Here is a 25,850-nt window from a genome sequence, read left to right on the forward strand (position 1 = left end):
GATGCTTATTATGAGTTTGCTATATATTCCATTAATTCCCGCTTACTGCTTTCGAAATCAAAAGCATCATACACCATGAAATACCTGTTCTTATCTGCGCATTTTCGGTACATGGATTTCGCCAGGGCCAATTTATTCTTATCAAAACTCAACGACTTTACAAGATCCCTTATCTGCTGTGAAGTAAAAAAGGAAGTACGCATCTGCTGATTAATCAATGCTATTTTACCGTCATCAAATTTCTCATTATTCTGAAGCATTTCAAAAAATTGGCTGAATGTGCGGGCATCCATAGTATTGCCCGGTTGATTCCAGTTTCCGGATTGATTACCATAAGGATTATTCCATATATCATTCCAGTCGTTGAAGCCATAAGATCCGTACTGAATCGGGTAAGAATCCAATAAATATAAACCTTCATTGGTAAAAAAATCGAGTACCATTCTGTTGTTATTCCTTAACATCAGAGTCGATCTGTAAATTAAAAATCCATTATCATAAATTGATATGGGCATTCTCCCGGATTGCAAATCAAAGAAACGGTATTTTCCCGAATTGTTTGAAATGGATTGATCACCAAGTTCAACAGTGAAGTATCCCAGTTCAGGAATCCTCAGAAAAACTTCTGCATATCCATAATTTTGGTTCCAATGATAATTGGGATTTTTAAAACCATTATTTTGATTACCGTTTCGAAAGCCGGAATTGCTTTTAGTAGTATTATTTTTAGTAGTATTATTTTGTTGATTTCCTTTGGCCGCTGAAGATTTCATTTCAGTCACAGAAGCTTCATTTTTTAACAGTTCTCCTGCTTTTCCAGCTTCCTGAGCAAAAGAATAAATTCCGGTAAACATCGCTAAACCAATAAATATATTTTTCATTATTTTACTTTTATATCAGCATCTCTATTTTTATGCCAAAAAAAAGAGAAACCAAGTTTTGGTTTCTCTTTTTATATCAATTTTGAAGTTTTTAATCTTCAGTAAATACTACATATGAATTGGTCTCTTCCCTGTAGCATCCAATGCCGCTTCTTTAACAGCTTCAGCATATGTTGGGTGAGCGTGAGAACTTCTTGCAATATCTTCTGCACTTGCACGGAATTCCATAGCAATTACACCTTCAGCAATTAAATCTGCGGCTCTTGCTCCGATGATATGCATTCCTAAAACCTCATCTGTCTTCTCATCAGCAATGATTTTTACCAATCCGTCAATATCACCACTTGCACGGCTTCTTCCTAATGCTCTCATTGGGAATGAACCTACTTTAATAGCAACACCTTCTTCTTTTAATTGCTCTTCAGTTTTACCAACTCCGGCAACTTCAGGCCATGTATATACTACACCAGGAATAAGATTGTAGTTGATGTGTGGCTTTTGACCTGCTAAAGTTTCAGCAACAAATACGCCTTCTTCTTCAGCTTTATGTGCTAACATAGCTCCTTTAACCACATCTCCGATCGCATAAATATTGGCAACATTGGTCTGTAAATGATCATTTACCTTTACTCTGCCTCTTTCATCAAGTTCTACTCCAGCCTTCTCAAGACCTAAACCATCTGTATAAGGCTTTCTACCCACAGAAACCAAACAATAGTCTCCTTCAACAGTAATTTCCTCTCCTTTTTTATCTTTAGCTGTAATTTTTACAGAGTCTCCACTTCTCTCAACAGCAGAAACAGCAGTAGAAAGCATGAATTTCATTCCCTGCTTCTTAAGAACTTTCAGTAATTCCTTACTTAATGCTCCATCCATTCCAGGAATGATCTTATCCATAAATTCAACAACAGTAACCTGAGATCCTAATCTTAAATATACTGAACCTAGCTCAAGACCGATTACACCACCTCCGATAACTACCAAATGCTTAGGAATTTCTTTAAGATTCAAAGCTTCAGTAGAAGTAATTACTCTTTCCTTGTCAAGCGTAATAAAAGGCAATGAAGACGGCTTGGAACCTGTTGCAATGATTGTATATTTGGAATCGATAGTTTCTGAAGAACCATCTTTCTTGCTGATTTTAATCTGAGTAGCTGATTCAAAACTTCCAACACCTTCAAAAACAGTAATTTTGTTTTTGCTCATCAGATAGTTGATCCCATCTGTATTTTGCTTTACCACTTCATTTTTACGCTCGATAATTCTTGCAATATCTACTTGAGGATCATTGATAATGATTCCGTGGCCTGCAAAATTATGTTTTGCGTTTTCGAAATGCTCGGAACTATCTAAAAGTGCTTTAGAAGGAATACATCCAACGTTAAGACAAGTTCCGCCTAAAGTTGAATATTTTTCAATAATTGCTGTTTTGAAGCCTAATTGCGCAGCACGAATTGCAGCAACATAACCACCAGGACCAGAACCTATTACGGTAACATCGAATTGACTCATGTTATTTTATGAATTTGTTTATTATTATCTATCTTAAGTCTTACAAATTTAATGATAAATTACCAAGCACCAAAGTGAGTTTTATCAATTTTAGAATTGATAACAGGACATCCTACCTTTTACAGGAGTTATTTCAATAGTTTGATATTTTCTTCATTTCCTTCTTTTAAATAAATAGCTGAAAAAATGAGTGGTTTTTCAGCTGATGCATTATCAAAATGAAGAATTTTAACGTTTTTTGGTTCATAAAAAGCATCCCCCTCATGGAGTATTATTTTTTGCTGTCCTTCTATCTGAAAAACAGCATCTCCTGATTTTATTATTCCCAATACCGGACAAGGATGCAGATGCTCCGGTGCCGCTACGCCTGCAGCTATTGTGACCTCCTGAATTTCCGCAGTTTTAACTTTCTGATCAAGACCTGTTTTTAGCAACTCTTTTCTGGAAAGCTGGGTGTTCTGAGCCAGAAGATTTACAGAATTCACCATTAAAATAGCTATTGCAAACGATTTAATTATTTTCTCCATGATAACCTTTGGTTTAATAATTAGTAATTAGCCTATTAACAATTTTTGTTATGAACTACGAACTACATCCAACAGAAGTTTTTCGTATTTATCGAGAATAATATTCTTGGAGAACCTTGATTTAATAGAACTTTTAATGGCTTCTTTATCATAGGTCTGATGCAGGATACTCATGATCTTTTGGGAAAAATCTTCATGATTATTGATATCCGAAATCTCACCGTTTACCTGATGTTGGATGATTTCATTAATACCTCCGGGACAGTTGTTGGCAAGAGCGTAAGTTCCACAAGCCCCGGCTTCCAATAATACATTAGGAAATCCCTCATATCTTGAAGAAAGAATGAAAAGGTCCGCGTATTTTAAGTATTGATAAGGATTCTCCTGTCTTCCATGGAAAAATACATGTTTTAATCCCAGAAAATCTTTCATCTGATGCAGGATTTCTTTGTCTTTTCCATCCCCCAGAATATGGAGCAGAATATTTTCATTTTTTAAACGGGAAAAAACTTTCAGTAAGTTATCGAATCCTTTTCTTGAAGATAAATTTCCAATGGCTACAACATTTTTGTAATTGTACGCAAAGCATTCCGGCTTTTGGGAAACGGCAAGTTTCTGATTGATAAAATCAAAATCCACCGGATTATTGATCTTCACAATCTTATCCGATTTTATATTGAAATTCTTCATCAGATCCCTCATCATGTCATCACTTTGTGCGATGATCCGTTGATAGTTATTATAAAAATTATAAAAGAATTTAATTTCTTTCCGCGTCACATGCTCACTTACCACATTTGTTTCTCTGGCAATGAACTTCGTCCTTGGAAAAAGCTTTATAAACAATGATAAATAAGCATTTACCTCACCAAATCCTGAAAATACAATATCAGGTTTCCTTTTATAGATCTCCGATAAAATAGGCTTTAATGAATGTCTGATTCTTTCTGTATTGATATCAATAATTTCAACATCTTTTTCAAGAAAGCTAAGATAACCTCCTTGTTTCCGTAAAAGCAAAATCTTAGGTTCAAAACGATCCCGTGAAAGATGATTTGCAATTGTGGTAATAATTCTTTCTGCACCTCCGGTTTCCAAATCCGGCAGAATAAAAATAACAGAAATCTTTTTCATCATTGTAAAAGAACCTTACCCATGATCGGATAAGGTTCATATTTTTAATTTAATTAGCTACGTCACTAATGAATTTTATCCTTAACATTCTGACCTCTTCATCAGAAAGCTCATCTCCGAATTCATCCAGCAATACTTTCATGCTATCGCTTTCAGAATCATTCATGAATTCCATGAAGCCATCTACAATATCTTCATCGAAATTATCTTCAATATAGTAATCAATATTCAGCTTCGTTCCCTGGTATACAATACTTTCCATTTCTTTCAACAATTCATTCATTGTTAAATTTTTGGCTCTTGCAATATCCTCAAGATCGATCTTCTTATCGGTACTCTGAATAATAAATACTTTGTGGCTCGATTTATTCGCTACCTGCTTCAGTACCATATCCTGAGTACGTTCAATATTATGGTCTTCAACATAGGTTTTTATGTAGTCGGCAAATTCCTTTCCATACTTTTTGGCTTTTCCTTCCCCTACTCCATAAATCTTGGCAATTTCTTCCACTGTGATCGGATACTGAACCGTCATGTCTTCCAAACTAGGATCCATGAATACCGTATAAGGAGGAATTCCGTATTTTTTAGCTACTTTTTTCCTCAGTTCCTTTAAAAGACCAAATAAATTCTGGTCCAGTCCTCCTCCGGATTGCATCTGCACTTGATCACTTTCCGCTTTTGACTGTGTAAGGTCAAATTCGCGGTCTTCTGCTATCATAAACACGTGATCTAAATTATGGTCCAGAACCTGTAGGCCTTTATCCGTAATCTTTAAAACACCGTACGTTTCAATATCTTTTTGTAGAAAATTCTGAACAGTAGCCTGTCTTAAGATCGTTTTCCAATAGTTATCTTTCTGATCTTTCCCGAAACCGAAATATGAACTTTGTTCAAGCTTGTACGATTTGGTGACAGCACTTTCTTTTCCCGAGATCACCGAGATCAGGTCTTTGGATTTAAACTTTTCTCCAGTTTCCCTGATCAGTTCCAGAACTTTCTTCAGATCTTTTGTAGCATCCTTTAATTTTGGAGGGTTTGATGCATTATCACACATTTTAGCTCCTTCTCCATTAACAGGATCAAAAGCTTCACCAAAGTAATACAAAATATACTGTCTCCGGCTCATGGATGTTTCAGCATAACCTACCACTTCATTTAAAAGTTGTAATCCGATTTCCCTTTCTGAAACCGGCTTTTGAGCAAGGAACTTTTCAAGCTTTTCGATATCTTTCGGATCATAAAAGGCTAAGCAGTGTCCTTCTCCACCGTCTCTTCCTGCGCGTCCCGTTTCCTGGTAATAACTCTCTAATGACTTCGGAAAATCGTAATGGATTACAAACCGCACATCCGGTTTATCAATTCCCATCCCAAAAGCGATGGTTGCAACAATAACATCAGCATCCTCCATGAGGAATTTATCCTGATTAGCCACCCTTACCTTCTGGTCAAGACCTGCGTGATATGGTAATGCATTAATTCCATTCACTTGTAAAAGCTGCGCAAATTCCTCTACTTTCCTCCTGCTTAAACAATATATAATTCCTGATTTTCCCTTATGCTGATTAATAAATTTTACGATTTCAAGATCTACATTGACTTTCGGGCGTACTTCGTAGTATAAATTAGCACGGTTGAAGCTTTCCTTAAATACCAATGCATTCGTCATTCCCAATGTTTTCTGGATATCATCCTGAACCTTAGGAGTTGCCGTGGCTGTAAGTGCAATAACGGGAACGTCGGCAATTTTATCGATAATCAATTTCAGATTTCTGTATTCCGGTCTGAAATCGTGTCCCCACTCTGAAATACAGTGAGCCTCGTCAATAGCAAAGAATGAAATTTTAACTTCCTTAAGGAAATCCAGATAATCTTCTTTAATTAATGATTCAGGAGCAACATAAAGTAATTTTGTCTTCCCGCTTTTAATGTCATCAAAGACCTGCTTGGTCTGGGTTTTATTTAATGATGAATTTAAAACATGTGCTACTCCATCATCAGATGAAAGACCATTTACGGCATCTACCTGATTCTTCATTAATGCGATTAAGGGAGAAACTACAATCGCCGTCCCTTCAGAAATGAGTGCCGGAAGTTGGTAACATAATGACTTACCTCCCCCTGTCGGCATCAAAACAAATATATCCTTCCCTTGTAACAGATTTTCTATAATTTGTTCTTGTTGACCTTTAAAAGTAGAAAACCCGAAATACTTTTTCAATTCGCCTGATAAATTGGCTTTTTTTGCGCTCATCTAATTTTCTATTGCTAAATTTGCATCTAATCCAAAGTTATAAAATTTTTGCTTATAATAAAAGCGAACGAATTTATAAAAAATAAAATTTATATTAAATATTCTTTTTAAAGTATAAATTTATATCGGGAGAATTTTGTATACAAATTGTAAAGGTAAAAATGGAAAGAGCAAATATCATTTCAATAGCAAAAACAACATTAGAAATAGAGATTTCAGAACTTGAAAAATTAAAAAGCAGAATAGACAATGAATTTGTAAAAGCAGTAGAGGTTATTCATTCAGCAAAAGGAAAATTAATTGTTGTTGGAATAGGAAAATCTGCTCATGTGGGAAATAAAATTGTTGCCACACTCAATTCCACCGGAACTCCTTCCCAGTTCCTTCACGCTTCGGAAGCCATTCATGGAGATCTTGGAGTTATCCAGAAACAGGATGTGGTTTTATGCATTTCCAATTCCGGAAATTCACCTGAAATTGCCAATCTTGTTCCATTCTTAAAAGATTATTCTTCAGCATTAATAGGAATGACAGGAAACAGAAAAAGCAAACTGGCAGAATTTTCTGAAATCATTTTAGATACCCATGTGGACCTTGAGGCCTGTCCCAATAAACTAGCTCCGACCAGTTCTACTACCATACAGATGGCACTGGGAGATGCCTTGGCAATCTGCCTGATGGAACTCAACGACTTTAAAGAAAACGATTTCGCAAAATTCCACCCCGGAGGAAGCTTAGGAAAAAACTTAACCGCAAGGGTTGAACAATTCCTTTCATCACAAAAACCACAGGTAAGCGAAAATGCACCTGTACGGGATGTAATTATCTCAATCAGCGCATCGAGTCATGGAATTACTGTGGTTACAAAAGAAGATGAAATCATCGGTGTGATTACGGATGGTGACCTGAGAAGGATGCTGTTAAAAGATGAAGACGTATCTAAGGTTCTGGCCAAAGATATCATGTCTGCCCATCCTAAAACCATTGAAAAAAATGTTCTCGCAAAAGATGCGATGAAAGTTTTAAAAGAAAACAATATCGGCCAGCTTATTGTAACCGAAAATGGTAAATACTTTGGAATTATAGACCTTCACAAATTGTTGGACGAAGGAATTATCTAAAAAATAACATCTTATAAAAATAAAGTTCCGGCTTGCTTCGCAAGCCGGAACTTTATTTTTACCCTTGCCAACTTTTTTTAAAATCCATATCTTGTAAGAACAAATACAAAAAAACATGAAGAAAAGAGCATTAATCGTAGTCACAAGTGTGGAAAAATACCCTGAAATGGATCGTGCAACCGGTTTATGGCTAGGTGAGGCAGTTCATTTTTATGAAAAATTATCCCAAAAAGGATATGAAATCGATTTTGTAAGCCCCCGAGGTGGTTACACTCCTCTTGATCCTGTTTCCCTCCAAATGTTTGTACAACCGGTGGACTGGAAATATTATGCAGATCAATCCTTCAGGGAAAAGTTGGCAAATACTTTAGAGCCTAAGGATATTCATGCAGAAGATTATGAAGTTATTTACTATTCCGGAGGACATGGTGTTGTATGGGATTTTCCTGACAATAAGGAGTTACAGGATATTTCAAGAAAGATCTATGAAAACGGAGGAGTTGTTTCTTCTGTTTGTCATGGTGCTGTAGGTTTATTTAACATCCGGCTTTCAGATGGTGAATTACTGATTAAGGGGAAAACACTTACCGGTTTTTCAAATTCGGAGGAGGTAGCAGCTGAGTTAGCTGACCATATGCCTTATCTGACAGAAGATGTTTTAAAAAGCAAAGGTGCCAACTATGTAAAAGCCGATAAAGATTTTATTTCTTTCGCCGTTGCTGACGGAAGACTGGTTACAGGCCAAAATCCTCAATCAGGAGGAGCGGTTGGTGAAAAAGTGCTGGAAATATTGGAAAAACAAGAAAAGTAGAAATCTAAAAACTGATCCCGGTAAAAATTTACCGGGATCAGTGATTATATAAAAAGGACAGCAAAATCATAATCAATAATTACAATTACTCATTATAATTTCATAGTTTTGCATGCTTATATATTATAAAGTTTTTACTTTGTAAGACCTTAATATTCTAGATAGATTCTATATAATGGAAGAAAAAAAGGAAATGTCCTTTCTTGGGCACATTGGAGAATTAAGAGGGCATCTGATTCGCTCAATTATTGCTATTATTATTGCCGCTTTTATCATTGGCTTTAATATCAATTGGATTATGGACCATATTTTTTTCGGTCCTACCAGAAATGACTTTCCCACTTTTAAAATTGTTAATCACTTTTCGAGGATGATCCTCGGAGAAGACAGCATACATCTTCCAAAAGAATTTCCTGTTCGTGTACAAAGGCTTTATCAGCAGTTCAATGTCATGATGGCGGTTTCTATTTTCGGGGGGATTGTTCTGGCATTTCCCTATATAGTCTGGGAGCTTTGGCGTTTCGTCAGTCCTGCATTACATCCGAAAGAAAGAAAAAATTCGATCTTCATTATCAATGCGGTGTGGATATTGTTTATGTCAGGGGTTTTATCAGGGTACTTTCTGATTCTTCCTTTTGCCGTCAACTTTGGGGTGATTTTCAAAATTTCCGATATTATCGTTCCTCTTTATGATCTGAGTGATTATACCACGTTATTCTTACAGGTTGTATTAGGTATGGGAGTGGTTTTTCTATTTCCTATCCTTATTTATTTCCTTACGACGATCGGAATTCTGAGCCCGAAATTCATGAAAACATACCGAAGACATGCTATTGTGCTCATCATGGTTGTTGCAGCTATTATTACTCCTGCTGATGTTTTAAGTATGATTATGGCAGCCCTGCCATTATTGTTGTTGTATGAATTCAGTATTGTCATGTGTTCTTATACCTATAAAAAGGTTCAGAAACATGAAGGAAACCTGCCTGTCGTTCAGAAGTAGTGTCAGCAAAAAACGAAGACCGAAAGCGTCTTCTTACCATATTCCCGCAGATTAATCTGCGGGATTTTTTTATGGATATAACCACTCGATTTATTTTTTTTCAGGAGCTTAATCCTGCTTTCCGTTACAATCTTTTTTACAAAAAGGATTGTAACGGAAAGCAGGGCTATTATTTTGCCCGTTGTCACCGATATTAGTTTTAAGAACTATTTTATGCTTTCACAATTTATCTTCAATTAATTTTCTATTTTTGATAGATTAATAATTTGATATCAGATGAAAAAACTTTCATATTCACTTTTACTTGCATCAGGACTTGCTTTTGGACAATTCTTCGAAAAACCGGAAACATTTACAAAGCAGGACACTTTAAAAGGTTCTAACACTAAATTCCGAAACTTTTGGGATGTAAAAAGATATGATCTTTCCGTAGAACCGGATTTTGATCAGAAAAGCATTAAAGGAACCAACAAGATCAGTTTTGAAATCATCAAAGATGTCACCAACCCTACTTTCCAGATCGATCTTCAAAAACCTATGAAAGCCGATAAAGTAGAGGCTAGTTTTCCGATTGCCGACACCAAACAGGATGGGGATTTCATTTTCATCACCACAAATAAAAACTTCAAAAAAGGCGAAAAATACACCATTGATATCACCTATTCAGGAAATCCTGTGATTGCCAAAAAAGCACCCTGGGATGGCGGCTGGGTTTTTACCAAGGATGAAAAAGGAAATCCTTGGATGAGCGTCGCTGATGAAGGCATAGGGGTTTCTATATGGCTTCCTACAAAGGATATATGGAGTGACGAGCCGGATAATGGCATTACTATGAAAATCATTGCTCCCAAAGGTCTTGTTGGGGTTGGAAACGGACGTTTAATCGATAAAAAAGCGGACGGAGATAAAACCATATATACTTGGGAAGTTAAAAACCCGATCAACGGCTATTCCATTATTCCTAATATTGGAAAATACGTCAATTTTAAAGATACTTTTAACGGGGAAAAAGGGAAATTGGATCTGGATTATTGGGTATTGGACTATAATCTAGAAAAAGCAAAAAAGCAATTCCAGCAGGTAAAACCAATGCTATCCGCCTTTGAGTACTGGTTTGGTCCGTATCCTTTTTATGAGGATTCTTATAAACTTGTGGACTCTCCGTATCTGGGGATGGAACATCAGAGTAGCGTAGCTTATGGTAATCAATATATGAACGGATATCTGGGACGGGATCTGTCCGGTACGGGAGTAGGATTGAAATGGGATTTTATCATTATCCATGAAAGCGGACATGAATGGTTTGCCAATAATATCACCGCAAAAGATCAGGCTGACATGTGGATCCATGAAAGTTTTACCAATTATTCAGAAGTTCTTTTTACAGAAAAATACCTGGATAAAAAATCAGCAGATATATATGCTATCGGAATACGCAATATCATAAGCAATGACATCCCGATTATCGGTAAATACGGAGTTCGAAATGAAGGAAGCGGTGACATGTACCCTAAAGGTGCCAGCATGATCCACACGATCAGACAGGTTATCAACAATGATGATAAGTTCAGACAGATCTTAAGAGGTCTTAATAAGGAATTCTACCACCAGACGGTAACTACTCAGCAAATTGAAAACTACATCAATTCGAAATCAGGCATTGACTTTTCCAGTGTATTCAACCAGTACTTGAGAACTATTAAAGTTCCGACACTGGAATACTCTCAAAAAGGAGAAGCATTGAAGTTCAGATACACCAATGTTGTTAAGAACTTCAAGCTTCCTATCAGAATTGACGGAGAGCAAACTATAAATCCAACGGAGGAATGGCAAACGGTAAAATTGAAAAAAGGTACTCCTGTTGAGTTTAATAAAAATTATTACGTGAATTATAAGAAGGTACAATAAGCGACAAGGCTGATAGAGTAAATCGCTAATTTGCAAATTCGCTTTTTCGCCCTTCTGCATTTCAGCGCTTTCTTTATTTTAAGAAAAGTTTAATACCACAATGGAATCTTATTTGTAACAAAATCATTTTTAGAACAACTACTTAACTATAAATTCTAATCAATGAAAAAAATAGCACTAAGCTTAGGTATATTAGCCACTGTTCTGGCCAATGCCCAGTCTATTAAAACCAATATTGACCTGGTGAATGTAAAAGACGATAAGGTGGCGGTAACAATGGAATTTCCTAAAATGAAATCCGGCAATGTAAAATTCCATTTTCCTAAAACAGTTCCCGGAACTTATTCCGTGGATGATTACGGAAGATTTATAGAAGGTATCAAATTCTTCGATAACAAAGGAAGAGAGCTGGCCTACACTAAAGTGGATGACAATTCCTATGCACTTAAAAATGCTCAGTTTTTATCAAAGGTAACTTATCTGGTCAATGACAGTTTTGATGATGAATTGAATACTGAAAAACACAAAGCGGTATTTTCTCCGTCTGGAACTGATATTGAAGCTGGAAAAGTATATTTAATCAATACCCATGGGTTTATAGGATATATAGATGATATGCAGGATGTTCCTTACCAGTTGGTCATTCAGAAGCCCGCTGATTTCTATGGAACCACTGCCCTCGTAGATCAGGATAAATCAGAAGCTACAGACACTTTTACGTTGGCTAACTATGCAAAAGTGACAGATTCTCCGTTAATGTACACCAAACCGGACTATATTACTTTTAATGCAGGCGGTATGGATCTGGTTTTAGGCGTTTATTCTCCGACAGGAAAGTATAAAGCAGCTGACTTTAAAACCAACCTTGAAAAAATGGTCGTTGCCCAAAAGAAATTCCTGGGTGATATGAATACCAATAAAAAGTATGCGATCATGCTTTACCTTTCAGGTGGAGAAGGACCCCAGATTAAAGGTTTCGGGGCATTGGAACACCATGAGTCTACAAGTGTTGTATTACCGGAGGTCATGCCTAAAGAAGCTATCGATCAAACCATTACCGATGTTGTTTCACACGAATTCTTCCATACGGTAAACCCACTGAAAACTCACTCTGAAGAAATTCATTACTTCAATTATGCAGATCCTAAAATGTCTCAACATCTATGGATGTATGAGGGAGGAACAGAGTATTTCGCAAATTTATTCCAAATCCAGGAAGGATTGATCAACAAGGATGAATTCCTGAAGAGAATAGGTGAAAAAATCACCAATTCTAAGAACTATGACGACACAATGCCGTTTACCGTAATGAGTAAAAATGTTCTTGTAGAGCCTTACAAGGATCAGTACAGAAATGTTTACGAAAAGGGAGCCTTACTGGCGATGTGTATGGATATTGAGCTTAGAAAGTTATCCAACGGTGAGATGGGGTATCGTGATATGATCAGAAAATTATCACAGAGATTTGGTGAAAACAAACCGTTTAAGGACGACAAACTGATCGATGAACTGGTAACTGTTACCGGCTACCCGCAAGTTAAAGATTTTTACAACAAATATATTGCAGGAAATCAGCCAACACCTTATGCTGACTATTTAAACCAGGTAGGTGTGGAAATAACAAAACAGGAAACTCCACCAATCTTCTGGTTTATTAAAGACCCAAACCAAACAGGATTTAACGAGAAAAACAATACTTTCATTTTTGATGAAAACTCTCCTTTATCTCCTTTTGCGAAGAGCATTGGTTTTAAAATTACGGATGAGATCTATGCAATAGACGGAAAAACTATTGATGTGAAAAATATACAGGCATTTATCAATTATACCAAAACCATCAAAGAAGGACAACCCGTGACAGTAACAGTTCTTAGAAAAAATGGAGATAAGACTGATAAAATAGAGCTGAAAGGAAAAGCAATCCTTGATAAGTTAACTATGGAAACGCTTAAATACAAAGCCAATCCTACACCGGCAGAACAAAAACTGCAGGATCAGTGGTTAACAGGAAAGAAATAATAAACAATACTTAATGAAAAAGCGGGGAACAATCCCCGCTTTTTTTATTTTTACACACTTTCTATCCTTTCTTAATTGTTATCCTAAAAGTAGTCCCCTTGCCCAATTCTGTCTGTGAAATCTTTATGTCACCGTTATGGTATTCCTGCACTACCCTTTTTGCAAGCGACAATCCTAATCCCCAACCCCGCTTCTTTGTTGAATAGCCCGGTTTAAACGCATTTCTTGCCTGCTGCTTTGTCATCCCGCTACCCGTATCTTTCACTTCTACCAGGATATTTTTATTTCTTTCAAATACGGACATTTGCAAAGATCCTTCCCCTTTCATAGCATCTACGGCATTTTTCACCAGATTTTCAATAACCCAGCTCATCAGGATCTTATTATGCGGAACCAGAATAGTATATGTCGGTAGCTGCAGGGTAAAACTTATCTTACTTGAAATCCTGGATTTTAAATATTCATAATTCTCCTGAATCATCTGATTAAAATTCATATCATTAAGCTCCGGCACAGATCCGATTTTTGAAAATCGTTCAGAAATGGTTCTCAGTCTCTCAATATCCTTTTCTATCTCTTCAATTCCTTCAGAATCCGGATTTTCCAGTTTCATAATCTCCATCCATCCTATCATGGATGAAAGCGGAGTTCCGATCTGGTGTGCGGTTTCCTTCGCCAGACCTGCCCATACATACCCTTCATCCGTTTTTTTAATCGTCCTCAGAAACCAGAATGAAAATAACAGGTAGGATAGGATAAATAGCCCTAAGAAATAAGGATAGTACCGCAAATTGTTAAGCAATGAAGAGTTATCATAAAATACAAACTGCTTATCACCGTTTGCCACTTCAATCTCAAATGGAGCATAATTATTTTCCATTTTTGAGATTAGCTTTTTTAGTTCTCCGGGATTTTCAAGAATTTCTTTGGCAATATTTCTTGAACTCCCTTCAAATATAAAAGGTTCTTTATTTTCATTCGTCAAAATTGATGGAATCTGATCATTCTCCGTTAATATCGCAAACAAAAGGTCCTGGGTCTCAGAACTTTTCTGCTTATTGTCCTGAAGAATCTTTATCGCAGTAGCGAAAACCTTAATTCTTTCAGCCTCTTTTTCCCTTAAATTTTTAATTAGAATATTAGATGAAACAATCAAAGCAATAACAATCACGGTAAGTAACGTAAATACAAACCAGTTATTGATTCTCGATAAAAACGGACGATTCTTCATACCTTTTTTATTTTAAAATATTCAGAATTTTCTGTAATTCCGTATTTCCGCTTCCCTGATAATTATTGATGATAATGGAGAATACATATTTTTTTCCATCCTTTGCCGTTTGATATCCCGCAAAAGATTTTGTATCCCTCATAGTTCCGCTTTTCATTTTCATCCCGTTTTCCTGCGTTGGGAATCCGTCATAATAGGCATCAAACCATGGTTGCTTTTTAGCATACAAAAGAGCCTGTACCTCCGCTTTTGCCGATACATAGTTCTGAGGAGAAAGCCCGCTACCGTCTGCAAAATTGATCATATTCGGATTAATCCCGTTGGATTTCCAGAACTCTTTAAGATAGGCAACTCCGCTTTTAAAGCTTGAATTTCCCTTTTTCTCTTTCCCCAGCGTCTTAATAAGAGTTTCTCCATATAGATTAATACTCTTCCTTAGAAACCAGTATATAATCTTATCTAACGTCGGTGATTGATACGTAAGAAATATATTTTTCTTAGGAACTTCAAATATCTGTTTCCCCTCAATTTCGAGTTGGGAATTCGTAATAACCTTCCCTGAAAAGCTAATTCCGGCTTCCTTAAGCCACTGTTTTACTTCTACTCCCAATTGTAAAGGAGGATTTGGAGTTGATCCTGAAACAGTAACCGTTTTACCGGCAGGTAAAGTTCCGTTAATCAATGCCACATCCGAGTGTGGTGCCGTGAAAATAAGGCTCTGATCCGAACTTCCACCGGCTTTCAGGTCATTTAACCATTGAACTCCTTCCAGCGGATAGGAAAAGCTTTTAAAAGTAGTGCCATTGATGTTGATATCAAACTGGTTCTCTCTCCAGTTGATCCCCCAAACTCCGGCGCCGTAATAATTCCCCAGATCGTCCCAGGGCCAGCCTCCGGGAATCGTCTGATGGTCAAAATATGAATCATCGATCACCAGGTCTCCATTAACGTTTGCAATTCCCTGCGTTTTGATTGCTTCGATAAGCTTTTTCTTAAAATTTTCAGGTTTGTATGCTTCGTATCTCCAGCTTCCCAGAGTAGGATCACCATTAGAGCTGATCAACAGGTTTCCGTTAAGAACATCTTTTGAAATCGTACCCGAATAACCGGCTGTTGTTTTAAAAGTATAATTTTTCCCTAAGGTTTCCAATGCTGCCCCAGCCGTAAATATTTTCTGCGTGGAAGCAGTCGAAAGTCCTTTATTTCCCTGATAATCGTAAATCAAACGCCCGTTTTCATCGGTTACATAAAACGATAAACTGGATGCTACTCCTCCTGAAGAATTCATAAGATCCTTTGTAGCATCGTCTAATTTTTGAGCGATATCCTGAGCAAAAACTATTTGTGTAGATAATATAAGAACACCAAGTGTTTTTTTCATTGCATCATTGTTATGGTGATTGATTATTTCGCAACTTATGTTGACTATATCATTGCTGAATAGTCCATTCTTTATTCAAATATAAAAAAAGATAGTGGGATCAGATTAATGAGCTTCCTGCCTCAATTTCATAGGGTGCCTTTCCCTTCTCAAAAATCCTTGTCAGTTCGCTTCCTTCAACCGTTATATTTCCACCAATTCTCCTGATCCAGTTTCCTTCACGCAACCCGATTACCTTTAAGTCATTTTGGGTTAGAAATTCAAGAATTCTGGTTTCCCGGGTTTCGCCGTTATGTTTTAATTCCGGATTTGGATCCAGATAGTGAGGGTTCAGATTAAAAGGGACTAAGCCCATACAATCAAAACTTGGAGGATAAACGATAGGCATATCATTCGTTGTTTTCATATTTTGTCCTCCGATATTGCTTCCCGCGCTGCATCCTAAATAAGGCTTACCTTGTTCTATATTATTCTTTAAAACCGACATCAGATTTTCCTCATGTAAAGTTTTAACCAATAAAAATGTATTTCCACCTCCTGTAAAATATCCTTTCGCATTATATAAAGCAGCGGCTTTATCGTCAAATTCATGAAGGCCTTTTACTTTAATACCTATTGTTTCAAAAAAAGAACGGGCTTTTGCCGTATAATCGTCATGGGATATCCCTCCAGGCCTTGCATAAGGAACAAAGATGATTTCATCAACACCCTTATATAATTGTATTAATTCTTCTCTTAAATATTCCAGGTATTCACCACCGAAAATGGTTGATGTCGAAGCTAATATGATATTCATACAATGAAATTATTGTGGTTATAAAACTAGTTGAAGTACAAAGATAACTGAAACCACAACGAATCAAAAATTAAGCTAAAAAAAATAGCCGTATCCGTTAATATTTTCTAAAAAAACTTAAAGCCTCTAAAATTTAGCCATTTATGGAATTATTATTGAATTTCAAAATGTAGAATTATAAAATATAAGATTATGAAAATCGTTAAAATTAATATCAAAAATCTATTTTTAGGTTTATTATTTGTAGGAGGAATGAGTTTGGTTAATGCACAGGTAGATAGTACCAAAACAACAGCCAATACAGCTGCAACAACTCAAGCTGGAGACACCAGTATTGAGGGTCTTAAAAAACAAATTGAAGCCAATCCAAAGGATACAGAATCGTTAGCTAAATTAGCTGCAGCTTACCAGGATGCTTCAGATTGGACCAATGCAGTGGCAACCTGGAAAAAGATATCTGTTTTATTACCCGATTGGGCTCCGGCATATTACAGCCAGGCTTACGCATATCAGGCTGCTAAAGATGATGCCAATGCTAAAATTGCTTATGAAAAGTATATAGCAACTGTAAAACCTGAGGAAGTAGAGCAAAACAAGAAAAACCTTGCGTATGCTTATTTCTATCTGGCCTTTTCAGAACAGCAAAGCGACCGTAATAAAGCAAAAGAACATATAGCTAAGTCGTTACAGTATGACCCTACCAATCAGGATGCTTTAAAACTTAGCAAAACCTTAAATTCATAAAAAATAAAATCCGGAAAATTTTCCGGATTTTATTTTTTATGAATTTTATTTGATCATTTTACCGAAGAAATCGGTTTCTCCTTTCAGGTGTCTTATAATTTTATCAATGTTTCTTTCAATGCTTGCCTCGGTTTTAAGGTTATTGATATAACGAACCAATTCCAGCTTTCTTGAAGGAATTAAACTTTCAAAATTACGCAGGGTAACAGGATCTTCCCTGATCGCCTGGTCAAGTTTAGGATGAATAACAATACTCCTGTCCGAGCTATCATATTCTATTGAAACTTCTATTATCTCACCAATTCTTTTGGGAGAATTCTTTAACATAACAAGATTTACATACAATCTCCATTCTCCGAGATACTTCATTAAATTCTGCTTATATTCCACACCATTCACTGTTCCTTTCACAGGAATAGGACTCTTTTCTCTTCCTGAAACTTCAAAAATTGTTTTTAATATTTCTTCAGGAATGAAAACAAAAGGATTAATTCCTATAATTTCAAGCCGTGCTGTAAACAGATTATTTTCCATATATGACAAATTTAGAAAATAGTTTAATAGGATAAAATAGTAGACAATCAATAGATATCCGACAGACCACTTATGTTTTCTAACCTCTAACCTCTAACCTCTAACCTCTAACCTCCAATATCTACCTTCCAGTCCCAAACCAACAAAACAGCAACTAAGTTTTCCACTCGCAAAGTATTCCTTATCTTTGCAGGAATAAATCTATGTAACAAAATGAAATTTTTTATTGACACTGCTAATTTAGAGCAAATTAAGGAAGCTAAAGATCTTGGAATTTTAGATGGTGTAACCACTAACCCTTCATTAATGGCTAAAGAAGGTATCCAGGGAGCTGAAGCAATCAAGAACCACTACAAAACAATCTGTGAAATTGTAGATGGTGATATTTCTGCAGAAGTACTTTCTACAACATATGAGGAAATGATCAAAGAAGGAGATGAATTGGCAGCAATCCATCCAAACATTGTGGTAAAAATTCCGATGATTAAAGATGGTATTAAAGCATTAAAATATTTTTCGGACAAAGGAATCAAGACGAACTGTACATTGATTTTCTCTCCGGGACAGGCTCTTTTAGCAGCAAAAGCAGGAGCAACTTATGTTTCTCCATTCCTGGGAAGACTAGATGATATTTCTACGGACGGGCTTAACCTTATCCAGGAGATTCGTTTGATTTTTGACAACTATATGTACGAAACTGAGATTTTGGCAGCATCTATCCGTCATTCTATGCACATTATCGATTGTGCTAAAATCGGTGCTGACGTGATCACTTCGCCACTGGCTCCGATCTTAAGCCTGTTAAAGCACCCGCTTACAGACAGTGGATTAGCTCAGTTTATTGCAGATTCTCAGAAATTGGCTTAACAACTTAACCATATTGCATAAAAAATCCCGAAATGAATTCGGGATTTTTTATTTTATTTATAAAGATCAGGCTCTATTTTATTATTGTTATTTTTCATTTCTTCTCTCGCCCTTTTCTCTATATTCCTGTACATTTCATTCATATCAATGTCTTTCCCATCCTTATTTTTCATTCTTACGACAGCTCCGGCCGGAAGTGTGCTCATTGTTTGCTTCATGTCCTTTGTGGGATCTGCCTGATAATCTTTCCAGGCTTTTTTAAACTGTTTTTTTGTTACTTCGATATCTTTGCCCCCTAAACCGATCATAGTTACTCCCGGCATTTGTATGTCTTCGTCCTGGCTTATGTTTGTCTTTTTATTTCCAATCAAAGTCATTATATGCGAACCTGTTTTGTCTTCAAGCTTCACAATTAAACCGGGCAATCCATAGAATTTATAAGGTCCGTCCTGAAAAGGGATATCGGTACTAAACCAGGCAGTCCATTCTCTGCCTCCATAGGTTGTTGTTGCTTTTTGGGTGTTATACTCTCCTATTTTTTGTTTTTCAGAAAGAATCTTCCATTCAGGTTTTTGATCTTCTGCTATTTTATAGATTGTGTTCCCTATTTTTTCTGAAAGTACAACCTTATAGTCGGGGTATGTTTTGGTAACGCTTGTAGCAATCACACCCGGTTTCATATTTTTTTTGATATTAATACTTTCTCCAAAACCGCCTTTCATTTGCTTTGCGATATCCGCTTTTGTTGTAGAGTCAGAGACAAATTTTTCACGGCTGTAATATTTTGAGCCATTTTTATCAATATCCAGGAGCATTACATCACTTTTTATATCCGCTCTGTTGGTGGAATCCGAGATATATTTATAATCATAATAAAACCTGTTTGCCTGGGCATGAGTAAGTATACTCAAAAGTAAAAAAAGTAAAATATTATTTTTCATAGGTTATTGAGACATAAAAAAGCTTTGCCAATTCTGGATTGACAAAGCCAATTGGAACTTTATTATTTTGTCTGAATTCTTATCTCTCCTGAAGGATCTCCGTCTTTTGTGCGCTTATTCACATTCATACTTTTAATATCCTTTGGATTAATAGCATCAAATTCTTTTCTGGTGACCTCTACTCCGTTAATGTATAATTTCATGTTACCGTAATTATTAGCGGATCCGTTTACTCTTGGAACTGTAAAAGTATTCACATCTTTAAAATTAGAGTTCAGCCTCACTGTCACCGGATTATCCGAATCGCTAAAACTGGATGTATACACATAAACTCTTCTATTGTTGCCATCCAATGCTCTTCTTTCTGCATCCAGCTTCATTCTTTCTGCATCAAGTTTAGCTCTTTTTTCGTTAAGCCTGGCACGCTTTCTATCGAGTTTCGCTCGTTTCGCAGCCGTTTCCATAGCTCCTTTTGCATTCTCAGAAGCCTTGGCAAGTTCTGCTGCATCCCATTTCATATCCTTAATTTCACTGAACTTTAATGCTTTCATTCGAGGAGCTGTCGGAGGAACCGGAGGCGTTGGCATATCCTGGAAATCGAAATTAATTTCAGGTATTTCAGGAATCTCAACGTTCATATTCTTGAGCTCTTTCACTTTATTCTTCCATTCATCGGATTTGAAAAAGTCATTAATTCTTTTAATTTCATTTCCATTAATGGTATAAGCCATTCTGAAATCATCGGAACTTGTAATTTTTCCCATTTCAGCTGACAGATCATTAAGCTCATCTACATTCTTCTGGAACTCTTTACTTTCCGGCTTAAGGCTTTTCAGAGCCATACTTTTTTCCTGGATTTTCTTTCCAAGATCTTTTAATTTCTCTGTTTCTTTTTTTCTTAACAGCTTTTGTTGTGAATCATCAATTTTACCAATCTTGGCAGGAATGGTGTCTTTTGTGATGGAAGTTACATTCTGAATTTTGGCTTCAGGCTGTTCTTCCATTCTGGATACTGCCTCCCGGATCGCTATGTTGGTTTCTTTGATTTCTTTATTCTTCGCATTTACCATATAGGCAAAAGCCACTGTAAATAAAACCGGTAATGCAAAAATCCTTCGCGCATACCCGAATTTGGTTTTGGGTTTTTGTAACATTTTTAGACGTTTTTTTAGATTTGAACTTAAAAACGGACTGGTTGCAGGTAACTGTGTTCCGGAAAAGTGACTTGCTAAAAGCATCTGCGCAAATGCTTTTGTGTCCGATTGTTTGACGGCTTTTTTATCAGCCAGGTATTCATGGATAAGACCGAGTTCTTTTTTCATCATATAAAAGAACGGATTGAACCAGAAGACTGAGGTAATCACTTCGATAAAAATTTTATCAAAGGAATGCTTCTGTTCAATATGTACCATCTCATGCTTTAAGATCTGTTTCCCAATATCAGAATTCAACTGTATTGAATTCTTCCAGAATAGATTTTTAAAGTATGAAAACGGTGCTTCAGTAAGGTTTGTATGGTAAAAATTTATACCATCAAAACTCTCTTTTTGAAATTTCTTTTTAAGCTGTTGGATCCTGATGATCCCATAGATAAGCCTTCCTAAAAAATAGAAAGAAACCAGTCCCAAAGCTGAAAAAATAATTCTAAAATAAATGTGGTCATTGCTTATGTTTTTATGTGAATTAAAATTCTGTAATTTATTGAGCAACAAATACACCTCATTATTCACTTCTATAGTAAAATCATCAACCCTCATAAGAGGTAATAACAATGAAAGTAATATAGCCGATAACAGATAGAATCTGTTATAATGATGAAATGTCTTGTCCTTTAAAGACAACTGATAATACAAAAATGTTACACCAGAACATACAATTACTTTCCCAAAGTATAGAAGTAGAGTTTCCATATCAGTTTTTCTTTTTGAGTTCGTTGAGCAGCATTTCAAGATCTTCTACCGTCATTTCATTTTTTTCTACCAAAAAAGAGACTGCACTTTTATAAGATCCTTTGAAATAATTTTTCACAAGACTTTTCATCGTCTTCCCCGAATACTGTTCCTTTGTGATCAGTGCAAAATATTCATGCTGTCTGCCATAAACATTATAATCAACAAATTCCTTATCCTTTAATACTTTTAGAATAGTTGAAACAGTATTTGTGTGAGGTTTGGGTTCAGGAAACAAATCAAGAATATCCTTGAGGAATCCTTTTTCTATTTTCCATAAATACTGCATTACCTGTTCTTCTGCTTTTGTTAAAGTCTGAATTATCATATCCTGTTCATTTATTTTGAATGATATATCATCGCTAAATTCTATATCACTATTAAATTAGTTATACAAATGTAGAAATAAATTACATTCAAACAACTATTTTTTTAGTGATAAACAGAATAAGCACATAACTAATTGATATTCAATATAATATTTTTTATTAAAATATGTTAAATTTATAAGTAGTAATCAAATTCCACTGAATTATCAATAGAAAATTCTTTAATTACAATATAAATTCTTAAAACTTGTTAATTTTTATTAAATAAAATTAAAATGAATATGTTTAAACTGGGAAAATATATTTATTTTAGTGCTTTAAAAATTTCTCATGAAAAGATATAATTTACTGATTGTACTATTACTACTTATTTTTAACATTACTAATGCTCAAAAGAAAGGTTCGCCTGCTGCAGATTTCAGCGCTTTAAAGGAAGCAAAAACTAAAATTGAAAATACAGTTCCTGCGGTTATCGGACATTTACAAGCGATCGCTACCAAAGAAGGAGACAATAATATTCTTACCAACGGAAAAGCAGCACTGGGAAAAGAATATGGTATTTTAGAATCTGAATGGTACTTATACAGAGGAAATATGAACAACTGCATTTTAAATAATTCTTCAAAGAAAGCTAAAAAGTGCATGGAATACCACACCCAATACCTGAGAAATACGCTTATCAATTATAAAAACTATATTACTTACCTCACAAAAAAGAATGGATATCTTGGAGTGGAAGGTGATACTAAAATTGATTTTAATCCTAGTGAAATCACTACAAAATTAAATGACGCTTATTTTAACGGTGGTGATGCCTCCAACAGAATGAAAGGAAATCAAAAGAAAGAATTTCTGGGTCAGACAATGGCAGATGATCTTAAATTAAAACCTTATGCTGAACTAGCACAATAATATAATCCCGCTTTATGCGGGATTTTTTAACATAAAAAAAGAGAATCACAAAGTGATTCTCTTTTGCTTTAGTAGCGGGAACCGGACTCGAACCGATGACCTTCGGGTTATGAGCCCGACGAGCTACCTACTGCTCCATCCCGCGGTATATTTTTAGAGTGTTTACCGAAAACACTTGCTTAGTAGCGGGAACCGGACTCGAACCGATGACCTTCGGGTTATGAGCCCGACGAGCTACCTACTGCTCCATCCCGCGGTGTATCTTTAGAGTGCTTACCGAAAGCACTTGCTTAGTAGCGGGAACCGGACTCGAACCGATGACCTTCGGGTTATGAGCCCGACGAGCTACCTACTGCTCCATCCCGCGGTGTATTTTTAGAGTGTTTACCGAAAACACTTGCTTAGTAGCGGGAACCGGACTCGAACCGATGACCTTCGGGTTATGAGCCCGACGAGCTACCTACTGCTCCATCCCGCGATATTGGATTGCAAATGTACGACTTTTTTTTAAAATTCCTAATTTTTCTTTTAAATAAGGGAGTTTTATAAAAACTATACATTTATTTGTATCTTTGTTTTATGGCAAAAATATTAAAAATTTACCCTGACAATCCTCAGGAAAATCTTATTAATGAGGTGGTTAAAACCTTGAATAATGGTGGATTAATTATTTATCCTTCTGACACTATTTATGCATTGGGTTGTAATATTTTTGACATCAAAGCCATGGAAAAACTGGCTCAGATCAAAAAAATGAAGCTGGAAAAAGCTCAGTTTTCAATTATTTGTAACGACCTCAGTCACCTTTCGGATTTTACAAGACCCATTGATACTTCCGTATTTCGATTTTTAAAAAGCCACCTTCCCGGACCTTTTACATTTATTCTGGATGCCAACAAAAGTGTTCCTCTGGCTTATAAAGGACATAAAACAATAGGTATCCGTGTTCCAGACCACTCCATTCCTCAGCTGATTGTTGAAAAATTGGGACATCCGATTGCTTCTACCTCTATCAGGGATGAAGATGAAGTGATCGAATACTCTACCGATCCGGAACTCATCGCTGAAAAATATGATCATCTGGTCGATATTGTTATAGATTCAGGATACGGAGACAATGTAGCTTCTACTATTGTAGATCTTACTTCCGGAGAACCTGAAGTAATCAGACAGGGAAAAGGAATTATATAACTTTTCTAAATAGAAAATAGAAATTAGAAATTAGAGGTTAGAGGTTAGGAAGAAACTAAAAATGGGATATATTTCCGGATTTCCCCAATAACGATTATTATCCAACATTAAATATATATTGTTTATTATATACCTCTCATTGAGGTTCTTATTATATTATTTTATGAAAATCATTACATCACCGGCTAAATTAATGAACGTAGAAAACTCAACTGACCTGTTGAGATCCACTACCCCGAAATTCATTGAAGAGGCAGAATTTATACAATCATTTTTAAAACATAAATCACCTAAGTATCTTTCCGAACTCATGGAGATCTCTCCTAAGCTGGCAGATGAAAACTGGGAAAGAAATCAAAACTGGAAAGCAAATCCAAAGCCTAAAGAATCTGCACCGGCTATGTTTGCGTTCACCGGAGAAGTATACAGAGGGCTGGATGCCAAAACCCTGGATAAAAGTGCCGTGGATTATCTGCAGAAAAATTACAGAATGCTTTCAGGTCTTTATGGCTTGTTAAAACCTTCTGATAAAGTCATGTTGTACCGACTTGAAATGGGCCGTCATTTTGAATTTGATCAATATAAAAATCTATATGAGTTCTGGAGAGAGAAAATTACAGATCAGCTGAACTCAGAAATGAAGAAAAATGAGATTCTGCTTCAACTGGCAAGTAATGAATATGGAAAAGTAATTGACCGGAAAAAACTGAACCATAAAGTAATTGATTTCGATTTTTATGAATTAAAGGACGGAAAATTAAAAACGATTGTTGTGTATACCAAACACGCCAGAGGTCTTGTTGTAAGATTCTGTGCTGAAACCAATGCCCAAACGCTGGACGATGTTAAAGCCTTTAATTATGAAGGTTATATGATCGACGAAGAAAAATCTACAGATACCAAATTGGTTTTTACAAGATAAATGACAATTTCAGAATTTAAAATCCATTTCAAAAAAGAGCTGAGTGATCTGTATACAGCATCTGAAAGTGCTTTCCTGTTTTCTGTTTTTGTTGAAAAATTAATCGGATTGGATCAATTCCAGCAAAGACGGTTTTCTCATCAGGAGTTGCTATCTGATGATGAAAAAGAGCTTCAGAAAATAACCGCAGAGCTAAAAACCGGTAAACCTTACCAACATATCCTAGGTGAAACGGAATTTTATGGGATGACATTTTTTGTGAACGAAAATGTTTTAATACCACGCCCCGAAACAGAAGAACTGCTTGAGATAGCCATTGATACAATCCAAAGTTCGTTTTCTGAACAGAAAGATCTTAAGATTCTTGATATTGGTACAGGAAGCGGAGTTATTCCTTTGGTTCTTAAAAAACATTTTCCGGATGCCGATGTTTCATCTATAGACTTTTCAGAAGCAGCTTTAGAAACAGCAAGAAGAAATGCTGTTTTTCATAGGCTGGATGTTCGTTTTATGTATGGTAACTATCTGAATTTTAAGCTTACTGAAAACTATGATGTCATTATTTCCAATCCTCCTTACATCGGGATTGAAGAAGAAGTTGAAATTGAAGACTCTGTGAAAGGATTTGAACCACAAATGGCACTCTTCTCTCCTACTTCTGATGCTTTGATCTTCTACAGGAAAATCGCTGAAGATTCGAAAAAAAACCTGAACGGAAACGGATTGTTATTTTTAGAAATTAATCAAAAATTAGGATCCGAAACCCTGGAGCTTTATTCTTTCTTTTCGGAGGCTCATCTTGTAAAAGATTTGTCTGGAAATGACAGGTTTATAACGGGAAAAAGATAGGATTCCGGTATTTTCGATTTTAAGTTCTGTATCT

General features: G+C 35.9%; 23 protein-coding genes and 4 tRNA genes. 11 read left to right on the plus strand and 16 right to left on the minus strand.

Going from position 1 to position 25,850, the window contains the following annotated elements; all coding sequences use genetic code 11:
• Positions 1–8: 8 nt before the first annotated feature.
• The 5 genes from G9C87_RS04625 to recQ form a co-directional block, all read right to left on the minus strand.
• Positions 9–881, minus strand: a complete 873-nt coding sequence (locus G9C87_RS04625; protein ID WP_172278633.1) for a DUF4476 domain-containing protein — start codon at positions 879–881, stop codon at positions 9–11.
• Between the two features lie 108 nt (positions 882–989).
• Complete coding sequence (lpdA, locus tag G9C87_RS04630) at positions 990–2,393, minus strand: dihydrolipoyl dehydrogenase (protein ID WP_172278635.1); 1,404 nt, start codon at positions 2,391–2,393, stop codon at positions 990–992.
• A gap of 128 nt (positions 2,394–2,521) precedes the next feature.
• Positions 2,522–2,920 (minus strand): cupin domain-containing protein, encoded by a 399-nt coding sequence (locus tag G9C87_RS04635; RefSeq protein WP_228456953.1) that lies wholly within the window; start codon positions 2,918–2,920, stop codon positions 2,522–2,524.
• Between the two features lie 48 nt (positions 2,921–2,968).
• A complete protein-coding gene (locus G9C87_RS04640; protein WP_172279681.1) occupies positions 2,969–4,054 on the minus strand; it encodes a glycosyltransferase in 1,086 nt (361 codons plus the stop codon).
• A 49-nt stretch (positions 4,055–4,103) separates the two neighbouring features.
• On the minus strand, positions 4,104–6,308 hold the full coding sequence (gene recQ / locus G9C87_RS04645) for a DNA helicase RecQ (RefSeq protein ID WP_172278637.1): 2,205 nt from the start codon (positions 6,306–6,308) through the stop codon (positions 4,104–4,106).
• 161 nt (positions 6,309–6,469) lie between these two features.
• On the opposite strand from recQ, the gene G9C87_RS04650 reads away from it, so the two are divergent.
• From G9C87_RS04650 to G9C87_RS04670, 5 genes are all read left to right on the plus strand, one after another.
• The gene (locus G9C87_RS04650) at positions 6,470–7,429 is read left to right on the plus strand and encodes an SIS domain-containing protein (protein WP_172278639.1); all 960 of its coding nucleotides are present in this window, start codon (positions 6,470–6,472) and stop codon (positions 7,427–7,429) included.
• A gap of 115 nt (positions 7,430–7,544) precedes the next feature.
• The gene (locus G9C87_RS04655) at positions 7,545–8,240 is read left to right on the plus strand and encodes a type 1 glutamine amidotransferase domain-containing protein (protein ID WP_172278641.1); all 696 of its coding nucleotides are present in this window, start codon (positions 7,545–7,547) and stop codon (positions 8,238–8,240) included.
• A 175-nt stretch (positions 8,241–8,415) separates the two neighbouring features.
• The gene (gene tatC / locus G9C87_RS04660; RefSeq protein ID WP_172278643.1) at positions 8,416–9,243 is read left to right on the plus strand and encodes a twin-arginine translocase subunit TatC; all 828 of its coding nucleotides are present in this window, start codon (positions 8,416–8,418) and stop codon (positions 9,241–9,243) included.
• A gap of 276 nt (positions 9,244–9,519) precedes the next feature.
• Positions 9,520–11,151, plus strand: coding sequence for a M1 family metallopeptidase (locus G9C87_RS04665; RefSeq protein WP_172278645.1), 1,632 nt, complete (start codon positions 9,520–9,522; stop codon positions 11,149–11,151).
• 162 nt (positions 11,152–11,313) lie between these two features.
• Positions 11,314–13,170 (plus strand): PDZ domain-containing protein, encoded by a 1,857-nt coding sequence (locus G9C87_RS04670; protein ID WP_172278647.1) that lies wholly within the window; start codon positions 11,314–11,316, stop codon positions 13,168–13,170.
• Positions 13,171–13,231: 61 nt separating this feature from the next.
• Here G9C87_RS04670 and G9C87_RS04675 read toward each other — a convergent pair whose 3' ends face one another.
• The 3 genes from G9C87_RS04675 to pepE form a co-directional block, all read right to left on the minus strand.
• Complete coding sequence (locus G9C87_RS04675) at positions 13,232–14,401, minus strand: sensor histidine kinase (protein ID WP_172278649.1); 1,170 nt, start codon at positions 14,399–14,401, stop codon at positions 13,232–13,234.
• Between the two features lie 7 nt (positions 14,402–14,408).
• A complete protein-coding gene (gene dacB / locus G9C87_RS04680) occupies positions 14,409–15,782 on the minus strand; it encodes a D-alanyl-D-alanine carboxypeptidase/D-alanyl-D-alanine-endopeptidase (protein ID WP_172278651.1) in 1,374 nt (457 codons plus the stop codon).
• Between the two features lie 100 nt (positions 15,783–15,882).
• Positions 15,883–16,578: a dipeptidase PepE gene (gene pepE / locus G9C87_RS04685; RefSeq protein WP_172278653.1), complete on the minus strand. Its 696-nt coding sequence runs from the start codon at positions 16,576–16,578 to the stop codon at positions 15,883–15,885.
• 192 nt (positions 16,579–16,770) lie between these two features.
• Between pepE and G9C87_RS04690 the strand changes: the two genes are divergently transcribed.
• On the plus strand, positions 16,771–17,322 hold the full coding sequence (locus G9C87_RS04690) for a tetratricopeptide repeat protein (protein ID WP_172278655.1): 552 nt from the start codon (positions 16,771–16,773) through the stop codon (positions 17,320–17,322).
• 45 nt (positions 17,323–17,367) lie between these two features.
• Here the strand turns inward: G9C87_RS04690 and G9C87_RS04695 are convergent, their stop codons facing one another.
• The gene (locus tag G9C87_RS04695; RefSeq protein ID WP_172278657.1) at positions 17,368–17,856 is read right to left on the minus strand and encodes a YdeI/OmpD-associated family protein; all 489 of its coding nucleotides are present in this window, start codon (positions 17,854–17,856) and stop codon (positions 17,368–17,370) included.
• A 213-nt stretch (positions 17,857–18,069) separates the two neighbouring features.
• Here G9C87_RS04695 and fsa point away from each other — a divergent pair, with 213 nt between their 5' ends.
• Positions 18,070–18,723, plus strand: coding sequence for a fructose-6-phosphate aldolase (gene fsa / locus G9C87_RS04700; protein ID WP_172278659.1), 654 nt, complete (start codon positions 18,070–18,072; stop codon positions 18,721–18,723).
• Between the two features lie 53 nt (positions 18,724–18,776).
• Here the strand turns inward: fsa and G9C87_RS04705 are convergent, their stop codons facing one another.
• From G9C87_RS04705 to G9C87_RS04715, 3 genes are all read right to left on the minus strand, one after another.
• Positions 18,777–19,664 carry a GLPGLI family protein gene (locus G9C87_RS04705; RefSeq protein ID WP_172278661.1) on the minus strand — a complete coding sequence of 296 codons (888 nt, stop codon included), beginning with the start codon at positions 19,662–19,664 and terminating at the stop codon, positions 18,777–18,779.
• Between the two features lie 62 nt (positions 19,665–19,726).
• Positions 19,727–21,574 (minus strand): M56 family metallopeptidase, encoded by a 1,848-nt coding sequence (locus G9C87_RS04710; RefSeq protein ID WP_172278663.1) that lies wholly within the window; start codon positions 21,572–21,574, stop codon positions 19,727–19,729.
• 1 nt (position 21,575) lies between these two features.
• On the minus strand, positions 21,576–21,941 hold the full coding sequence (locus tag G9C87_RS04715) for a BlaI/MecI/CopY family transcriptional regulator (RefSeq protein ID WP_172278665.1): 366 nt from the start codon (positions 21,939–21,941) through the stop codon (positions 21,576–21,578).
• Positions 21,942–22,272: 331 nt separating this feature from the next.
• Between G9C87_RS04715 and G9C87_RS04720 the strand changes: the two genes are divergently transcribed.
• A complete protein-coding gene (locus G9C87_RS04720; RefSeq protein WP_172278667.1) occupies positions 22,273–22,854 on the plus strand; it encodes a hypothetical protein in 582 nt (193 codons plus the stop codon).
• A gap of 72 nt (positions 22,855–22,926) precedes the next feature.
• On the opposite strand, the gene G9C87_RS04725 is transcribed toward G9C87_RS04720, so the two are convergent.
• The 4 genes from G9C87_RS04725 to G9C87_RS04740 form a co-directional block, all read right to left on the minus strand.
• Positions 22,927–22,999, minus strand: a tRNA-Met gene (locus G9C87_RS04725).
• A 38-nt stretch (positions 23,000–23,037) separates the two neighbouring features.
• Positions 23,038–23,110 (minus strand) — tRNA-Met (locus tag G9C87_RS04730).
• Between the two features lie 38 nt (positions 23,111–23,148).
• Positions 23,149–23,221: transfer RNA gene (locus G9C87_RS04735), tRNA-Met, on the minus strand.
• Between the two features lie 38 nt (positions 23,222–23,259).
• Positions 23,260–23,332 (minus strand) — tRNA-Met (locus G9C87_RS04740).
• Between the two features lie 101 nt (positions 23,333–23,433).
• On the opposite strand from G9C87_RS04740, the gene G9C87_RS04745 reads away from it, so the two are divergent.
• The 3 genes from G9C87_RS04745 (at position 23,434) to prmC (ending at position 25,816) form a co-directional block, all read left to right on the plus strand.
• Positions 23,434–24,045: an L-threonylcarbamoyladenylate synthase gene (locus G9C87_RS04745; protein ID WP_172278669.1), complete on the plus strand. Its 612-nt coding sequence runs from the start codon at positions 23,434–23,436 to the stop codon at positions 24,043–24,045.
• Positions 24,046–24,208: 163 nt separating this feature from the next.
• Positions 24,209–24,967, plus strand: a complete 759-nt coding sequence (gene yaaA, locus G9C87_RS04750) for a peroxide stress protein YaaA (protein WP_172278671.1) — start codon at positions 24,209–24,211, stop codon at positions 24,965–24,967.
• Positions 24,968–25,816, plus strand: a complete 849-nt coding sequence (gene prmC / locus G9C87_RS04755; RefSeq protein ID WP_172278673.1) for a peptide chain release factor N(5)-glutamine methyltransferase — start codon at positions 24,968–24,970, stop codon at positions 25,814–25,816.
• Positions 25,817–25,850: the final 34 nt, after the last annotated feature.

Source organism: Chryseobacterium sp. LAM-KRS1 (assembly GCF_013184525.1).
GTDB lineage: Bacteria > Bacteroidota > Bacteroidia > Flavobacteriales > Weeksellaceae > Chryseobacterium > Chryseobacterium proteolyticum.

Excerpts from the sequence above, each read along its gene's own strand:
- G9C87_RS04625 (WP_172278633.1), bottom strand. The coding sequence starts at position 881 with ATGAAAAATATATTTATTGGTTTAGCGATGTTTACCGGAATTTATTCT.
- lpdA (WP_172278635.1), bottom strand. The coding sequence starts at position 2,393 with ATGAGTCAATTCGATGTTACCGTAATAGGTTCTGGTCCTGGTGGTTAT.
- G9C87_RS04635 (WP_228456953.1), bottom strand. The coding sequence starts at position 2,920 with ATGGAGAAAATAATTAAATCGTTTGCAATAGCTATTTTAATGGTGAAT.
- G9C87_RS04640 (WP_172279681.1), bottom strand. The coding sequence starts at position 4,054 with ATGAAAAAGATTTCTGTTATTTTTATTCTGCCGGATTTGGAAACCGGA.
- recQ (WP_172278637.1), bottom strand. The coding sequence starts at position 6,308 with ATGAGCGCAAAAAAAGCCAATTTATCAGGCGAATTGAAAAAGTATTTC.
- G9C87_RS04650 (WP_172278639.1), top strand. The coding sequence starts at position 6,470 with ATGGAAAGAGCAAATATCATTTCAATAGCAAAAACAACATTAGAAATA.
- G9C87_RS04655 (WP_172278641.1), top strand. The coding sequence starts at position 7,545 with ATGAAGAAAAGAGCATTAATCGTAGTCACAAGTGTGGAAAAATACCCT.
- tatC (WP_172278643.1), top strand. The coding sequence starts at position 8,416 with ATGGAAGAAAAAAAGGAAATGTCCTTTCTTGGGCACATTGGAGAATTA.
- G9C87_RS04665 (WP_172278645.1), top strand. The coding sequence starts at position 9,520 with ATGAAAAAACTTTCATATTCACTTTTACTTGCATCAGGACTTGCTTTT.
- G9C87_RS04670 (WP_172278647.1), top strand. The coding sequence starts at position 11,314 with ATGAAAAAAATAGCACTAAGCTTAGGTATATTAGCCACTGTTCTGGCC.
- G9C87_RS04675 (WP_172278649.1), bottom strand. The coding sequence starts at position 14,401 with ATGAAGAATCGTCCGTTTTTATCGAGAATCAATAACTGGTTTGTATTT.
- dacB (WP_172278651.1), bottom strand. The coding sequence starts at position 15,782 with ATGAAAAAAACACTTGGTGTTCTTATATTATCTACACAAATAGTTTTT.
- pepE (WP_172278653.1), bottom strand. The coding sequence starts at position 16,578 with ATGAATATCATATTAGCTTCGACATCAACCATTTTCGGTGGTGAATAC.
- G9C87_RS04690 (WP_172278655.1), top strand. The coding sequence starts at position 16,771 with ATGAAAATCGTTAAAATTAATATCAAAAATCTATTTTTAGGTTTATTA.
- G9C87_RS04695 (WP_172278657.1), bottom strand. The coding sequence starts at position 17,856 with ATGGAAAATAATCTGTTTACAGCACGGCTTGAAATTATAGGAATTAAT.
- fsa (WP_172278659.1), top strand. The coding sequence starts at position 18,070 with ATGAAATTTTTTATTGACACTGCTAATTTAGAGCAAATTAAGGAAGCT.
- G9C87_RS04705 (WP_172278661.1), bottom strand. The coding sequence starts at position 19,664 with ATGAAAAATAATATTTTACTTTTTTTACTTTTGAGTATACTTACTCAT.
- G9C87_RS04710 (WP_172278663.1), bottom strand. The coding sequence starts at position 21,574 with ATGGAAACTCTACTTCTATACTTTGGGAAAGTAATTGTATGTTCTGGT.
- G9C87_RS04715 (WP_172278665.1), bottom strand. The coding sequence starts at position 21,941 with ATGATAATTCAGACTTTAACAAAAGCAGAAGAACAGGTAATGCAGTAT.
- G9C87_RS04720 (WP_172278667.1), top strand. The coding sequence starts at position 22,273 with ATGAAAAGATATAATTTACTGATTGTACTATTACTACTTATTTTTAAC.
- G9C87_RS04745 (WP_172278669.1), top strand. The coding sequence starts at position 23,434 with ATGGCAAAAATATTAAAAATTTACCCTGACAATCCTCAGGAAAATCTT.
- yaaA (WP_172278671.1), top strand. The coding sequence starts at position 24,209 with ATGAAAATCATTACATCACCGGCTAAATTAATGAACGTAGAAAACTCA.
- prmC (WP_172278673.1), top strand. The coding sequence starts at position 24,968 with ATGACAATTTCAGAATTTAAAATCCATTTCAAAAAAGAGCTGAGTGAT.